5 protein-coding genes are annotated in these 18,289 nt (G+C 41.4%); all 5 read left to right on the forward strand.

The window, feature by feature from the left end; translation table 11 throughout:
- Positions 1–23 precede the first annotated feature (23 nt).
- The 5 genes from GXP67_RS20700 to GXP67_RS20720 are packed head-to-tail and all read left to right on the forward strand — an operon-like array spanning position 24 to position 18,075.
- The gene (locus GXP67_RS20700; RefSeq protein WP_162444892.1) at positions 24–1,517 is read left to right on the forward strand and encodes a hypothetical protein; all 1,494 of its coding nucleotides are present in this window, start codon (positions 24–26) and stop codon (positions 1,515–1,517) included.
- The gene (locus GXP67_RS20705) at positions 1,510–4,632 is read left to right on the forward strand and encodes an nSTAND1 domain-containing NTPase (RefSeq protein ID WP_162444893.1); all 3,123 of its coding nucleotides are present in this window, start codon (positions 1,510–1,512) and stop codon (positions 4,630–4,632) included. Before GXP67_RS20700 ends, GXP67_RS20705 begins: the two co-directional genes overlap by 8 nt.
- A gap of 15 nt (positions 4,633–4,647) precedes the next feature.
- The gene (locus GXP67_RS20710) at positions 4,648–5,736 is read left to right on the forward strand and encodes a porin family protein (RefSeq protein WP_162444894.1); all 1,089 of its coding nucleotides are present in this window, start codon (positions 4,648–4,650) and stop codon (positions 5,734–5,736) included.
- Between the two features lie 8 nt (positions 5,737–5,744).
- Positions 5,745–6,989 (forward strand): PQQ-like beta-propeller repeat protein, encoded by a 1,245-nt coding sequence (locus GXP67_RS20715; protein ID WP_162444895.1) that lies wholly within the window; start codon positions 5,745–5,747, stop codon positions 6,987–6,989.
- A gap of 1 nt (position 6,990) precedes the next feature.
- A complete protein-coding gene (locus GXP67_RS20720) occupies positions 6,991–18,075 on the forward strand; it encodes a PKD domain-containing protein (protein ID WP_162444896.1) in 11,085 nt (3,694 codons plus the stop codon).
- The last annotated feature ends 214 nt before the right edge of the window (positions 18,076–18,289 follow it).

Consider the following 18,289-nt stretch of genomic DNA (forward strand, 5'->3'; position numbering starts at 1 on the left):
AATTAGTTCAGCACAGAAATTATATGGCAGACAACTACCAGATATGTATCAGTTACACTACTTCTGATTCCACACCTATAGAACATGGGGAAAGGAATTGGATAAGTGGTTTCCAGCAGTTTCTTGAAAAAATGCTCAACCGTCTGTTTGAGGCGAAACTGGACTTTATGCAGTATTCGGAGCAGGAACCTTTATCTGCCCAGCAATTAGCGAAAGTGGATGTTTTTATTTGTGTATTGTCTCCGGCTTACTTACAATCCATGGTATGCCTGAAAAATCTGGCGCAGATTGATGCTGTATTGAGGTTTTCTGATCCTGAACAATCAGCGGCTAACAAACGTATTTTCAAAGTCATTAAATACCCCATTAAAGTTGATGGAGAGCTCAAATCCCTAAAATCTCTGCCGGGATATAATCTATATGCCCCAGCATCTCATGGAGAAGCAACTGAGATTCATGATTTTAACCAGGCCAACCTAACCAAGGAAGTCCGGCTGGAGCTGGCAGACCTGATTTATGACCTGTATGAAACGCTGTCTTCACTGCATAATCCGGTAGAGTCACCTGTGGAGAAAATAGAAACTTCGGGTAATGCAATTTATCTGGCTGAAACCAGTGCTGATTTGATGGTAGAACGCCATATTATCAAGCGGGATTTGCAGAAGTATGGATTTAAAGTATTACCTGAGCACAAATTGCCAGAGAATGTACAGGATATGGAAACAATGGTCCGTAAAGATCTGGCCAGATGTAAATTATCCATTCATCTGGTAGGAGATTCTTATACGGAAATATTCAGCGGTAATGGCCGGTCTATTGTGGAACTGCAAAATAAGTTTGCTGTAGAGCATAGCCGGACTCAATCAACCAGAACTGGTGATACAAGTCAAGATCCTGCCTTTTCAAGATTGATCTGGCTTTCTCCGGGAGAGGGGCACATTCCGCAGATGCGGAAGTATTTGCAGCAGGAATCAGGTCGCCATTTTCAAACCCTGGAAGGCGCAGAAGTTTTTCAGACTTCTTTGGAAAATTTCAAATCAGCTATTTGGGAAGAGTTAACAGAAACATCTTCCAGAGATATGAAGCGTCCGGCAAGTGTTGCCCACCGTATGGATGTCTATATGATCTATGATAAACCTGACAGTAAAGAGATAGTCTCCATTATAAGCCAGTTACAAACCAAAGAAATAAGGCTCTCCCAGCCAGTATTTGAAGCAGACAGGCTGCACATTCGTCAGATTCATCTGGAAAAGCTTGCTACTGCAGATATCATCATTATTTATAAACATAAAGCAGACGAGCAGTGGCTTCGAATGAAGGCAATCGATGTGTTGAAAGCACCTGGCTATGGACGGTCAAAACCCATTCTGGAAAAAGTGATTTTCACTCAAAAAGATACCATCATAGATAAGTCATTTTATGAAAGTAACGGATTTTCAGTGGTTTCCAACTGGGAATTGTATATAGATACTTTATTAGCTCATTTTATTGCGCAGGCGCAAGAGAAGCATGGATAGAAATATACAAGATATAATAGATAACCGTACACAGACAGGAAAGGAAATAATCAATCCTTTCCCTGGACTCCGGCCTTTTAGCATACATGAAAGTCATCTATTTTTCGGTCGTGAAGGACAAAGCGAAGAGGTATTGCTGAAGCTTGCCCGGAACAGATTTGTGTCTATTATAGGTCCTTCGGGTAGTGGTAAATCTTCATTTATCTATTGTGGCATTATTCCTATTTTATATGGCGGATTTATTGAAAGCTCAGGTAACGGATGGAAAGTAATTAGTACTAGGCCTGGCAAATCTCCGGTAGATAACCTGGCAGAAGCCTTAGCCACCGAAGAATTATCCTATCAACAGGCCAGTGAGGAAGATAAGTTTGTTAAAAAGACCCTGATTGCCACCTTGCTACGTACCCATTCCCAGGGACTGGTAGAGGCGATTTCGCAGCATGAGTCTGCTGATAAAAATTTCCTGTTGATCGTTGACCAGTTTGAGGAGCTTTTCCGGTTCAAAAAGGGAGAAGATGGCAAAGATGCAGAGAATGAAGCAGTAGCTTATATTGAGTTGCTGATTGAGGCTATCCAAAATAAAAATCTGCCTATCTATGTAGTTATCACCATGCGGTCAGATTTTATAGGAGAATGTGCTTATTTTCCTAACCTCACCGAAAAAATCAATGAGAGTTATTATCTGCTTCCGCAGATGACCAGGGAACAAAAGAGTCTTGCTATTACAGGACCAGTAGCGGTAGGCGGAGCAAAGATTGCACCCAGGCTGATGCAGCAATTACTCGATGATCTAGGAGACAATGCGGATCAGTTGCCTATTATGCAACATGCACTTATGCGAACCTGGAGCTACTGGGCTACTGTGCATCGGGATAATGAACCCATTGATGTGCAGCATTATGAAGCCATTGGCCGGATGGAAGGAGCACTTTCCCAGCATGCTGATGAAGCCTACAGTGAGTTAAACGACAAGCAAAAAAGGCTATGTGAAACCCTGTTTAAATCATTAACCGACAAAGGTGGGGATGTTAATGGTATCCGAAGACCTACCCGGCTTGCTGAAATAGCCTCTATAGCCGATGCTAGCGAAGAAGACGTTATTAAAATAATTGATAAGTTTAGAGAACCTGGCCGGGCATTATTAACTCCGCATGCCGGAGTTGTTCTTCACAGCGATTCCATTATAGATATTTCGCACGAAAGTTTAATGCGTATCTGGCTGCGGCTGAAAAAGTGGGTGGAAGAGGAAGCGGAAGGAATACGGATGTACTTACGGCTAGCAGAAGCTTCGGCAAAATACCAGGTAGGGCAGGCAGGTTTATGGCGGCCACCAGATTTACAGCTGGCACTTAACTGGCAACTCAAGCAAAAACCCACACTACAATGGGCACAACGTTATGATCCTGCTTTTGAACGGGTAATGGCTTTTCTGGAATTCAGTAAGAAAAGTTACGAAACCGAACAACGCAGCAAAGAGATTCTTCAAAAGAAGGCGTTACGGAGAGCCCGGGCGGTAGCATTGATTTTGGGCCTTTTTGCCATTATTTCGGTTGGCTTTTTGATTTTTGCTATTACCCAGCAGATCAGAGCAAAAGAGCAGGCAGAGATAGCCAGAAAAAACGAACAGAAAGCAAAAGTTCAAACACGTCTGGCCTTGATTAGTGAAAGAAATGCCAAAAACCAGCGAATCTTTGCTGAGCAGCAACGGGCCAAAGCCAAGGAACAGGAACAACTTGCCCGTGAAAGTGAGCAGATTGCCCAGCAAGAAAGATTGAAAGCGGAGTTGAGCGAGCAGGAAGCCTTGAAGCAGCAAAAAATTGCCCAGGAAGAACGGGTGAGAGCAGAAGATAACGAACGGGTAGCCAAAGAGCAAACAAGCATTGCCATCAAGGAAAAAAATAATGCTTATCAATCGCGCCTGCTCTCTATTGCGCAGGCGATGGCCGTAAAATCATTGCAGGTTATAGATATGGATCTAAAACTACTTACTTCCGGCCAGGCATATGCGTTTAATGCCCAGTATGGAGGCAAGGAGGATGATCCTTATATTTATGAAGGGTTATATTATGCAGTAAAGAAATCGAAGGATGAATCTTTTAACAATCTGAAAGGACATTCTGATAACGTTCGAAGCCTGATTTCTGCCAATACCGGCAATTATGTGTACTCTGCCGGAAGCGATGGCAAAATACTCCGCTGGGATATAGAAAATCCTGAAAAAACATATACTTCTTTAGATCAGGAAAAGAATTCTATTGTACGTACCCTGGCTTTGAGCCGTGATAATAAATGGCTGGCTGGCGGAGGTGAGTTTTCATTTATCAAAATATATAATTTAAGCAGGCTCGATAATCCTCCACAGAAAATAAAGATACCTTCCCGGCTGATTTGGTTTTTATCCTATACCCAGGCTGATCAGGGGCTTGTTTTCTCAGATTCTTCCTCAGTATATCATTATGATTTTAAAGCATTTAATCAACTGTATAGAGCAACTTCCAAAATTAATACCATAGCCGTAAGCCCAGTACATAACACTGTTGCCTTAGGCAACCAGGCAGGCCAGGTTATTATGCTGAATCTGGATAAAAATGGGGCAGAGTCTATGCTGTTTCAAAACAAAGAACCTATTACAGCTATTTCTTTCAGCCAGGATGGGCAATTACTGGCAGTAGGAGATACCAAGGGTATAGTAAAAGTATGGGATGTAAAAAAGCAGGAACTGATAAGCACTTTAGTAGGCCATTCTGCCCGAATCAACAATGTGAGTTTCAGCTGGGATGATAAAAAATTAGCGACTGGCAGCTGGGACAAAACAGTTCGCCTATGGAATACAAGTAAATGGGCAAATCTGCCTATTGTACTGAAAGATCATCCGGATTGGGTGTGGTCAGTAGCCTTCTCTGCCGACAATGATAAATTGCTGGCTGGCTGCCGTGATAGTTTTGTGCGCATCTGGCCGACCAACGCTAAAACTCTGGCGGATATGATTTGCGGCAAAACCAAACGGAATATGAGTAAGAAAGAATGGGAGCAGTTTGTAGCGGAAGTTACAGACGTCCCTTACGAGAAAACATGCCCAGTTTTACCTGCTGGCGAGGGAATTATAAATCAATAACTAAGTATTCAAAACATGTATAGGATAGGTAAAACTTTACTGACCGGATTATTCTTGCTGCTATCATCCATAGTAATGGCACAAAATACATGTAGCCAGACATTGATTAAGGCACAGATTGCGTACTATGAAGGCCGTGCCGACGAGGTGCCTTCTATTTTAGCAGATTGTTTAAAGGAAGGGTTTACCGACGAGGAAAAATCACAGGCCTACCGCCTGCTGACGCTTACGCATTTGTACCTGAATGAATCGCAGAATGCTGAAAATACCATGCTCTCCTTTCTGCGGCTAAATCATTATTATAAAATAAATGAAGCAGTAGATCCTACTGAATTCATTAACCTCTATAATCAATTTCGTACCAGGCCATTTTATTTAATTTCGCCCAAAATAGGCACCAATGTATCGTTTATTCAAGTGCTGAAAAATTTTAGTCCGGATAATACCAAAGAAGTTAATTATAGTTATCACACAGTACTGGGTTACCGGGTAGGCGCTGCTGTTGGTTTTCCCATTCATTCAAAAATTACCATAAATACTGAGATATACTTATCAGGTAAGAATTACGCCTATAAAAACAATTTGTTTGGGTACGAAGCCCTTAGTTTTAATGAAAAACAAACCCATATCGAATTGCCAGTGCTTGCTTCTTATTCACCGAAAAATGATAAATGGCTCCGTCCTTTTGTACAAGGAGGATTTTCTGCAGATGTTTTGCTCAATGCAATGGCGAATGTGAGCAGAATAGACCAGACGAATGATATAGAATTGAAAAAGCAGGTAACTGGCCCAAGCATCAACTTAAATACACAGCGAAGAAGATTGAACTACAATGCAATTCTAGGAGGGGGAGTAACCTATACCAGAGGTAAAAATATAATGATTGTAGATGTTAGATATTCTTTCGGACTCTTAAATGCTGTAAAACCCAAGAATCGCTATACCAATACCGAACTTGTGTATAAATACGGCTACATGGATAATGATATAAGACTAAATGCTTTTTCTGTTTCAGTAGGATATGTTATTCCAGTATTCAGGCCAAAAAAGAATGTAAAACAAAAACTGGAAGTAAACACTACAGTAGCCCAACCTGCTAATTAACCCCTGATATGAAAGTAATATTTTGTATGGTTTGTTGCGATACAGCTAAGTTGTTTGTAAAAAACAGCTTATACCTTATATGCTGTGTACTGCTATATGCCTGCAAAACAGACCAAGATGCCCGGCCAGACCAATCCGGATTGTTTATTAAATTTTTTGGTGGGTTTGATACAGAGGAAGTGTATGCAGCCGAACAAACTCCGGATGGCGGGTTTATCAGCATTGGTACTACTACTTCCTTTGGCAATGGCAGCACAGATATGTATGTATTCCGGACAGATGAAAACGGTAATAAAATATGGCATAAAACATTTGGCGATACCGGGAAAGATAAGGGAAAAGACCTTGAAGTTTTGCCGGATGGGGAATATGTTTTTTTAGGTCATTCTACTCAGAAAGATGGCTTTTCAGACCTGAATTTATTGAAAACAGATAAAGATGGAAATGAACTATGGTCGAAAACTTTTGGCCGTTCTGACCGCAATGAAGAAGCCTATTCTTTAAAGAAAACACCTGATGGTGGTTTTTTATTAATCGGCAATAGTATAGGTGCAGATGAAAGCACAGATATGTACATCGTAAAGACTACAGCAGATGGGACCAAAGAATGGGAAAGAAACTATGGCCTTACCAATCTGAAAGATGATGTTGGTTCAGTTCAAATCACTAATTCAGGAAATCTGGTATGGTGTGGCTCTGAATACAGAAACCGTACCGGCAATACTTCTGGTAGCTCGGATATGCGGGTAACATTGACCAAACCTGAAGGGTATGTATTATGGGATAGGAATTATGGACGGGAGAATACTGAAACCGGAATAGATATTCAACTGGTAAGCGGTGGTTTTATTGTGGTAGGTACTACTAATACTGTAAATACAGCTAATGCTAATACAGATGTGTATGTAGTATGCCTGTTTGAAGATGGTACAGAATGGTGGAGTAATACTTATGGAGGAGAGAAAAATGAAGAAGGCAGGTCTATTTCTCCTACGTCAGATGGGGGGTTTATCATCACTGGCTCTACAGAAAGTGAAGGAGCAGGCCAGAAAGATGTGTATCTGCTTAAAGTGAATCGTAGAGGCGAAAAAGAATGGTCAAAAACATTTGGCGGCAGGCTTGATGATACTGGTACTATTGTAAGACAAACCATTGATGGAGGCTATCTGGTTGCTGGCACTGTTACCTTCGAAAATAATTCTATGATGTGTTTAATCAAAACAGATCATAAGGGAGAGATATCCGGTAGATGAGATGAGTTTTACTTTATTCCAATATACTGCTGCATTTTTCCTGAGAACAATCATGCTGATTGTTGCTGTCTCTTTATTTTTAACGGTTGAGGGATACAGCGATACAGTAGTAGTACCTGCAAGTGGAGGCGATAACCTTTGTGTGGGAGGAGATTATATTACGTTAGGAGATATCACTGTTAGGGAGGGTAATTCAAGTGATTTTGAAAGAGGTAGAACCAACAGAGAGTTTATTTTACAAGTGACTTCTTCCAATTTTGAGTTTAAACCTGGCACCGGTACTGTCACGCCACAACTTCTTAGCCTGGCGCTTGCCATCAATTCCATTACTGTAACTGCTACAGAGATCATTGTTAATTATGATATGGCTAATAACGACCTTTCTATGGACGGCTTTGTAATTAGCGGCATCCAGGTTAGGGCAGTAAACAGTGCAGATGTTGGACATATTGTAGTAAAAGATCATGCTAACCGTGCTAAACAGCATAAAAATGAATCGCCAGATAATGTAAGTCATGGATTATTAGTAGGTGTCACTGGAGTAATAACTCCGCCTGTTTTAAATAGTAGTGATGCCGACAATATCATTTGTGCCGGAGATCTGATTATTTTTACTGCATCCGCAGGCACAACAGCTAATTATGATTTTCTGGTGGACAATGTTTCCGTTCAGAATAGTACTTCCAGTACCTATACGACCAGTAGCCTAACGCATGGTCAAACGGTTAAAGTAAAATTAATTCCTGCCTTTGGATGTGCTTCTGCAACAAGTAATAGTATTGTTACTAATGTTATTTCTTTCCCTTCTGTAACACTTAGTAGTTCTGATAATAATATATGTTCTGGAAAGAGTGTGACTTTTACAGCCAGTTCAGCTACAGCCACTAGTTTTGAATTTTTTGTCGATGGGATTTCCAAACAAAATGGCGCTTCTGTCACTTACACCACTACTGGCTTAACTCATGGACAAGCTGTCAGGGTAAAGGCTACCACCAATAGCGGCTGTTCTAGTACTAGTGTTGATATTATTACTACGGTCAATCCATCACCAACAGTAACGCTTATAAGTTCTGATGGAGATCATGTAATCTGTGCTGGCGACACCGTTACGTTTACAGCTACTTCTGCCACAGCCACCAGTTTTGAGTTTTTTGTAGATGGGATCTCTCAACAAAATGGCAGTTCTGATACCTATACGACTTCTGTCTTAACTCATGGACAGGCTGTAACAGTAAGAGCAAGTGAGAATAGCTGTTCTATGGTTAGTTCACCCATCACTACTTCAGTTACTGCTTTACCAACTGTCGTATTGACAAGCTCAGATCCGGATCATGTGATTTGTTTGGGGGATGCCGTTACGTTTACAGCTGCTTCTGCCACAGCTGTGAACTATAAGTTTTATGTAGATGGTAGTTTGGAGCAAGATGGCGCTTCCCCTGTTTTTATTACCACTACCCTTACTACCCTTCAGCGTGTAAAGGTAAGAGTGACCACAGCCAGTAACTGTTCCACTGAAAGTTCTGATATCACCACTACGGTCAATCCATCACCAACAGTAACGCTTATAAGTTCTGATGGAGATCATGTGATTTGCGCTGGCGACACCGTTACGTTTACTGCTACTTCTGCGACAGCTACCAGTTATGAATTTTTTGTGGATGGGATTTCTAAGCAGAACAATGCTTCTAATACATATACTACCACGGCTCTTACCAATGGCCAAACTGTGACAGTAAGGGTAAAGGATGGAAGTAGTTGTTCCACAATGAGTGCAGGCATTACTACTACTGTCAATGCAGTGCCTTTTGTGATTCTAACCAGTTCTGATGCTGATCAGAGCATCTGTGCCGGAGAAAGTGTTACCTTTACTGCTTTTACCAGTATGCCCATTAGCAGTTTTAATTTTCTTGTTAATGGCAGTTCCCTACAAAATACTGCTTCTGCTACCTTCTCTACTGCAAGTCTTTCAGATACTGATATTGTCACGGTAGAAGCGGCTACAGGCGCTAATTGTAATGCCTTGAGTAATGCCATTGCCTTCTCTGTAAAAAGTTTGCCAACAGTAAGTCTTACCAGCAGCGATGCTGACAATGTGATTTGTGCCGGAGAAACAGTTACTTTCACAGCTGCTTCTGCTGCAGCGGCCAGCTATGAGTTTTTTGTCGATGGCTTTATTGTGCAAACTGGTGTGTCTAATCAATATATCACGACTAGCCTAATAAACGGTCAAACTGTAACGGTAAAAGCAGCTTCCTCAGCCGGATGTGCAACTGCCAGTTCCGGGCTTACCTTTACTGTAAATCCTTTACCAACAGTAAGCCTGGTTGGCGACAAAAGTGTGATATGTGCTGGGGATACCATTACGTTTACGGCTAGTTCATCGACTGCTACTAGTTTTGAGTTTTTTGTAGATGGGGTTTCTGTACAGACCGGAGCTTCTAATACATATACCACTAGCAGCCTCACTAATGGTCAAAAAATCTCTGTGAAAGCAACAGATGTAAATACCTGCACCGCAGTGAGCAATAATGTTACGGCTATTATTAATACCTTACCCCTAATTAGTTTGTCCAGCAGTGATGCCGATAATATTATATGTTTGGGTGAAACAGTCACCTTTACAGCCAGTTCAGCGACAGGTACTTATTTTCAGTTTTTTGTTGATGGCATATCTGTTCAAAACAGCACTTCCAATAAATATAGTACCAATAGTCTAACCAATGGACAGGTAGTTACTGTGCGGTCTATCACTTCTAATGGATGTACCTCTAACAGCAGTCCAGGTAGCATGGTAACTGTAAATCCACTACCAGTAGTAAGTCTGGCTAGTTCAGATAGTGACCGTATTATTTGCCCGGGAGAAAGTATTACTTTCACGGCCAGTTCAGCGACAGCTATTAGTTTTGAATTTTTTGTGGATGGGATATCAGTACAGACCGGAGCTTCCAATACATATACCACTAGCAGCCTCACTAATGGTCAAAAAATCTCTGTGAAAGCAACAGATGGAAATGGATGCAGTGCTCTAAGTCCCGGGATAACAATACAGGTATTTCCTTTGGTCGTTATTTTATCCAGCAGCGATCCTAATAATGCCATTTGTAGTGGAGAAACGGTAACTTTTTCGGCCTCTTCTGCTACAGCCACTAGTTTTGAATTTTTTGTAGATGGGGTTTCCAAACAAAGTGGTGCTTCTAACACTTATATTACCAGTAGCCTGACCAATGGGCAAACTGTAATAGTGGAAGCTACTACCGCCAGCGGTTGTTCAGCTTTTAGCGGAGGTATTACAACCATCGTTAATATTATTCCTGTTATTAACCTGGTATCAAGTGATACTGATCATGTGATCTGCGCCGGAGAGACGGTAACACTTACAGCCACTGCACCCACAGCAACCAACTATGAATTCTTTGTTGATGGAATCTCTGTTCAAAATAGTGCTACTAACCTATATATCACCAGCAGCCTGACCAATGGGCAAATAGTAACTGTGGAAGCTACTACTGCCGGCGGATGCACCTTTTTACATACAGGCATTATCTTTACTGTAAACCAATTGCCTTCCGTAAATCTTGTTAGCAGTGATTCAGATAATGCCATTTGTAGTGGAGAAACGGTAACTTTTTCGGCTTCTTCTGCTACAGGTATTACTTATAAATTCTTCGTAGATGGGATTTCCAGACAAAGCAGTAATTCAAACCAGTATATTACCAGTACCCTTGCCAATGGACAAACGGTTTCTGTAAAAGTTTTCGATAACAATAGCTGTTCTATTGTAAGTTCAGGTATTACTACAACCGTAAATCAGGTACCGGTGGTATTGCTTACAAGTTCGGATGCTGATAATACGATATGCCCGGGAGAAAGTATCACCTTTACAGCCAGTTCAGCCACCGCTACTAGTTTTGAATTTTTTGTAGATGGAGTATCAGTACAAAATGGAGCTTCTAACACTTATGCCAATAGTAGCTTAACTAATGGTCAAATAATTACTGTAAAAGCTACTACCGCCAGTGGCTGTGCAACATTAAGCAACGGGATTACAACTTTTGTAAATATTCTTACTGCTGTATTGAGCAGCAGTGATGCCGACAATGTGATATGTGCCGGAGATGCAGTCACTTTCACAGCCAATGCCCCCACCGCTACTAATTATGAATTTTTTGTAGATGGGGTTTCTGTACAGAATAGCGCTACAAACTTATATATCACTACTAACTTAACGAGTGGCCAGGCCATTACTGTTCAAGCTACTACTGCCAGCGGATGTACTGACCTGAGTCTTGGCATTACAACAGTGGTGAATCCCTTACCTACCGTTAGCCTTTCAAGTTCGGATGCTGATAACATTATTTGTGCAGGCGAACAGGTTATTTTTACAGCTATCTCTTCCACAGCCAGCATATATGAATTTTTTGTAGATGGGGTTTCTGTACAGAATACTACATCTAACCAGTATATTACCAATAGCCTACTGAATGGACAAGTACTGAAGGTGAAAGCTATTACTGCTACAAACTGTTTTGTGATAAGCAATACCATTGCAACTGTTGTAAATGAGATACCAGTTGTAGTTTTAAATAGCAATGATGCTGATAATACGATATGCCCGGGAGAAAGTATCACCTTCACTGCCAATGCACCTGCCGCTGTAAATTATGAATTTCTTGTGAACGGAATCTCTGTACAGAGCACAACCAGCAATGTATATACAACCAATACCTTAACACATGGGCAAGTGGTGTCAGTAAGAGTGACAGCTGCCAGTAGTTGCGCTGCTATCAGTTCGGGAATTACTATTTCAGTAACAACGCTCGCTGTTACACTGTTGAGTTCAGATGCTGATAATACGATATGCCCGGGAGAAAGTATCACCTTCACTGCCAGTTCAGCGACTGCTACTAGTTTTGAGTTTTTTGTGGATGGGGTTTCTGTACAAAATGGGATTCCCAATACATATATCACTAGCAGCCTCACTAATGGTCAAAAAATTCATGTAGTAGCAAGAATAGGTGTTTGTTCAGTAAGCAGTAATGCTATTCCGGTTACAGTAGAGTTAATGACAGTTTCCCTCAGTAGCAGTGATCCTGATAACAGAATCTGTTCAGGAACAACAGTTACTTTTACAGCTGGTTCGACGACTGCTACTAGTTTTGAATTTTTTGTGGATGGGGTTTCTGTACAAAATGGAGCTTCCAATACATATATCACTAGCAGCCTTACTAATGGACAACTACTCTCTGTGAAAGCCCTTAGTGTTAGCAATTGCGAGGCTACACATACAGGGATAACAACTTATGTTGAAGACATATCAGTAGCATTAACAAGCAGCGATTCAGACAATGTGATCTGCTCAGGAGATGCCGTTACGTTTACAGCTGGTTCGGCGACTGCTACTAGTTTTGAATTTTTTGTGGATGGGGTTTCTGTACAAAATGGAGCTTCCAATACATATATCACTAGCAGCCTCACTAATGGACAGGACGTTTTTGTAAAAGTTATAAATGCTTATACCTGTAGTATTAGTAGTGCTAGTATATCAACAACAGTGAATCCCTTGCCCACAGTGGTACTGACCAGTTCTGATTCGGATAATGTGATCTGCTCAGGAGATGCCCTTACTTTCACAGCTATTTCAGCGACAGCTGTCAACTATAAATTCTTTGTCAATGGAGCGTTGGTGCAGGATGGAGCCACTAATCAATACAGTGTTTCTTCTTTGACGAATGGACAGACTGTAACCGTGCGTGTAACTACGGCTAACAGTTGCTCGGTTGGAAGTAGCAGTATTACCACCACAGTGAATCCCTCACCCACAGTAGTACTGACAAGCTCAGATTCGGACAATGTGATCTGCTCGGGAGATGCCCTTACTTTTACAGTTATTTCAGCGACAGCTGTCAACTATAAATTCTTTGTCAATGGAGTTTTGGTGCAGGATGGAGCCACTAATCAATACAGTGTTTCTTCTTTGACGAATGGACAGACTGTAACGGTAAGAGTGACAACAGCTAACAGTTGCTCGGTTGAAAGCAGCGGCATTATCACTACGGTGAATCCCTTGCCAACCGTTACATTAGCCAGTTCAGATCCGGATAATGTAATTTGTTTAGGAGATGCCCTCACTTTCACAGCTACTTCAGCGACAGCAGTCAACTATAAGTTCTTTGTCAATGGAGCGTTGGTGCAGGATGGAGCTTTCCCTACTTTCACTACTACCACACTTGCCAATGGCCAGGCTGTAACTTCTAAAGTTACCACTGCTGATGGCTGCTCAGTAGAAAGCAGTGGCATTATCACCACAGTGAATCCCTTGCCAACGGTGGTGCTGACAAGCTCAGATTCGGATAATGTGATCTGTTCGGGAGATGCCGTCACGTTTACAGCTACTTCAGCAACAGCTGTAAACTATAAGTTCTTTGTCAATGGAGCGTTGGTGCAGGATGGAGCCACCAATCAATACAGTGTTTCTTCTTTGACGAATGGACAGACTGTAACGGTAAGAGTGACAACAGCTAACAGTTGCTCGGTTGAAAGCAGCGGCATTATCACTACGGTGAATCCCTTGCCAACGGTGGTGCTGACAAGCTCAGATTCGGACAATGTGATCTGTTCGGGAGATGTGGTCACTTTCACAGCTACTTCAGCAACAGCTGTAAACTATAAGTTCTTTGTCAATGGAGCGTTGGTGCAGGATGGAGCTTTCCCTACTTTCACTACTACCACACTTGCCAATGGCCAGGCTGTAACTTCTAAAGTTACCACTGCTGATGGCTGCTCAGTAGAAAGCAGTGGCATTATCACCACAGTGAATCCTCTGCCCACAGTGGTACTGACAAGCTCAGATTCGGATGATGTGATCTGCTCAGGAGATGCCCTTACTTTCACAGCTACTTCAGCGACAGCAGTCAACTATAAGTTCTTTGTCAATGGAGCGTTGGTGCAGGATGGAGCCACCAATCAATACAGTGTTTCTTCTTTGACGAATGGACAGACTGTAACGGTAAGAGTAACGACAGCAAGCGCTTGTAGTACACTTAGCAGTGGCATTACCACTACGGTGAATCCCTTGCCAACCGTTACATTAGCCAGTTCAGATCCGGATAATGTAATTTGTTTAGGAGAGACTGTTACTTTTACAGCTACCTCGGCTACAGCTACTAATTATGAGTTTTTTATAAATGGGCTTTCTGTGCAGAATAGTGGTTCTAATAAATACATCACTAATGCTTTGACGAATGGACAGACTGTAACAGTAAGAGTGACAACTGCTAATAGTTGTTCGGTTGAAAGCAGCGGCATTACCACTACGGTGAATCCCTTGCCAACCGTTACATTAGCCAGTTCAGATCCGGATAATGTAATTTGTTTAGGAGAGACTGTTACTTTTACAGCTACCTCGGCTACAGCTACTAATTATGAGTTTTTTATAAATGGGCTTTCTGTGCAGAATAGTGGTTCTAATAAATACATCACTAATGCTTTGACGAATGGACAGACTGTAACCGTGCGTGTAACGACGGCAAGCACTTGTAGTACGATTAGCAATGGTATTACTACTACGGTGAATCCTGTAGCGACAGTTAATGCTGGAACAGACCTGGTAGTTTGTGCCAACGAAGCCATTACCCTAACTGGTTCAAAAGGTGGTGCAGCCAGTATGGTAACATGGAGTGGTGGTAAAGGTATTTTTGGAGACGCAACTTCACTTAATACTACTTATATACCCGATCCAAGTGAAATAGGCAAATCGGTTGTTCTTACTCTTACCACCAATGACCCAGATGGATCAGGCCCCTGTGTATATGTTGAAGATCAGGTGAGAATTACCATTAATGCCCTGCCTAACGTTCTGTTCAGTGGTTTAAATCCAGAATATTGTATAGATGCTCCGGAAGTTACCCTAACTGGTTTTCCGGTTGGAGGCTTTTTCTCAGGTCCGGGAATTGTTACCGGAACTTCTAAATTCAAACCTTCAGATGCTGGAGCAGGCACACATGTGATCCGCTATACTTATACAGATGGCAACAATTGCACAAATTATATTGAAAGAAGTGTAATTGTACACCCACTGCCAATAGTGAGTTTTGCAGGTTTTAACAACTCAGGACCCGGAGGTTCAGCTATCTATCCACAGGATGCGCCATTGATTAATTTAACAGGTTTTCCGCCAGGAGGAACTTTCGTGGGGCAGGGTATTTCTGGCTCTACCTTTAGCGCTTCTGCCGCAGGTGCCGGTACTTACATCATTAGGTATTCGTATCAGGATGCCAATAAGTGTATGAATTATCAGGAGCAGACGGTAGTAGTAGCGCCTTTGCCTAATGTAGGAATTGGTAATATTCCAAGTCCGTTCTGTTCAAAAGATCCTGATTTTATCCTGACTGGGACTCCTGCTGGCGGAACGTTCTCTGGTCCTGGTATTATTACAAATACATCCATTTTCAGGCCTTCCAGTGCATTTATTGGTGCAAATGTAATCAGGTATACATATACTGATCCTATAATTGGTGGTACGAATTTTATTGAAAAAACAGTAATAGTAAATAAAGTCCCTGATGTAACTTTCAGTGGACTCAATGCGGCCTATTGTGAAGATGCACCTAATGTTACTTTGAATGGGTTTCCTGCAGATAATGATGGACCAGGAGGAGTAATAGGTATATTCAAAGGTCCGGGGATGGTGCCAGGTACGTCTATATTTAATCCATCGGCAGCAGGCGTAGGTATTCATACCATTACCTATATATATACCAATGAAAACGGATGTACAGACTCAACTAAAAACGCTGTAATTGTACATGCCTTGCCTCAGGTTACCTTCAGCGGATTAGCTGCTGCTTATTGCGTAGATGCTCCATCAGTTAAATTAACTGGTTTCCCGGTTGGGGGTACTTTTAGTGGTCCTGGTATCAGTGGTGCCAATTTTATACCTTCTCTTGCGGGAATAGGCACTCATTTGATCAGATACGCCTATACTAATAGCAATGGTTGCATTAATATTCAGGAACAATCTCTGGTAATTAACCAGATTCCGGATGCAAGTTTTACCTATTATAATGTGTGCGATAAGGACAGTGTATCATTTGAGGATAAAACCTTAGAAGGTTTGTCAGGAAAGATTCAGCAGTGGGAATGGAATTTTGGTGATCCTTTGTCTGGCAATTCAAACATTTCAGATCTTCAATATCCTAAGCACTTATTTACAGGTCCGGGAGAATATTCCGTTACATTGAAAGTCACTTCTGAGTATGGGTGTACAGATACTAAAGTTATTGCGATTACGATAGGAGGCATTCCTCAGCCAGACTTCACATGGTCGGACATCTGCTTTGGTGAATCTGTTGATTTTATGGCACACACCTCTCTGAGTGTAGGATCGATCAGTTCCTGGGAATGGAATTTCGGTGATGGGACAAGCCAGGTTTATACAAACGCTTCTGATAAGGTTACCCATTTGTATCCAAAAGCAGGAAAGTACATGGTAACACTTAAAGTAACAACTAATTTTGCCTGTACAAATTCTATTTCAAAACAGATATATATTCTACCAAGTGTTGCAACATATCCATATATAGAAAATTTTGAACAAAGCACCGGAGGATGGGTAGAGGATGGCGCAAATGTAAGCTGGGAATGGGATATACCATCAGGAACAACAATTAACACAGCATCATCCGGCTTAAAAGCCTGGTATACAGGTTCAGGTCAGGGCTATAATCCAAATGAAAAATCCTATGTGTATTCGCCTTGCTTTGATTTTACTCAGCTACAAAAACCAATGATTTCGATAAAAGTCTGGGATCATACACAAAAAGGTTTTGATGGGGCTGTATTGCAATATTCTATAAATGGAGGTGTCGACTGGAAAAACGTGGGTGCAATAGATGAAGGCATTAACTGGTATAATCAGTCAGCTATTGTAGGTAATCCTGGAAACCAACCCATTGGCCAGCATGGATGGTCTGGTACAGACTCTAGCTGGGTGGAAGCGAAACATGATCTCGATTTTCTGAAAGGAGAATCCTCTGTCCGTTTCCGTATAGCTTTTGGTAGCAATGCAGATAATCCTCCCGGACAGCCATTAGATGGGTTCGCTTTTGATGATGTATATATTGGGGAAAGAGACAAGATTGTATTATTAGAACATTTCACTAACAGTGAAAATACGGAAGCTATGGAGGAAAATAGTATAATCGATGGCCTTATGAGTAATAGTGGAGGCGAGATTATTACTATACAATACCATACTAATTTCCCGGGCAACGACCCATTGAATATAATTAATCCGGCTGATCCTAGTGCAAGAGCTTTGTATTATGGGATACCGCAAACACCTAGAACAGCGCTGGATGGATATATTGAAAACAATAAATTCTCTCAATGGGCAGTTACAGATTTATCAAGGCGTAAACTGGCAGCGGCAGCTTTCTCAATTGACTTAGACCTTACGCAAATCGGGCCTTCCTCTCTGCATATAGCTGCTGATATTACGTCAAAATTTGACTTTAATGACAGCTTATTTATATATGCAGCAATTGTAGAAAAAGAGGTAGCCGATGCGTATAGTGGTGCACCAGTATTCCGGAATGTACTTAGGAAGCTATTGCCTGATGCGGCAGGAATGTTACTCTCGAAAACATGGTCGCCAGGATCAACTGAAATAGTAGAATTTTCCTGGGAAGTTATGCACATTAAAGATCCTGCACAACTAGCAGTAATTGTATTTGTACAGGATGCTGCCACCAAAGAAGTATATCAGGTGGTACTAAAAGAACCAGGTTTTATTCCTGAAGTAATTACCGGTGTAGAAAGTAACGATCAACAGGAAAAGTTTGTTGTATATCCTAACCCAGCTTCTAGTCAGGCTTATATCTCCTTTGATAATGGCGCCAGCCAGAATGGTGAATGGTATGTGTATGATGTATTAGGAAGAAAAGTAAATTCTGGTAAAGTACAAAAAGGCCAGAAACAAGTGAAGATTGAAACAGCCGGTTTCTCTCAGGGAACCTACCTGCTGCAAGTCAGTCTGAATAACAAAAATACACTCTATCAGAAGTTAATTATCTATCATAATAAATAATTAATACCAAAACAAAAAATAACATGCGTATCTGCTGATAATAGCTTTTGCAGAAACCACCCTATATTTAATTACGGATGAATAATTACTAATTATGAATTGCAGATCTATACTCTCTCATTATTAATGTGAATCAAGAGTAGAAAAGGCAGTATAGTAAAGAGAGATACCTTTGTAGAATGCTACACAATTAATCAGACTCTATTACTATATC

Source organism: Rhodocytophaga rosea (genome assembly GCF_010119975.1).
GTDB lineage: Bacteria > Bacteroidota > Bacteroidia > Cytophagales > 172606-1 > Rhodocytophaga > Rhodocytophaga rosea.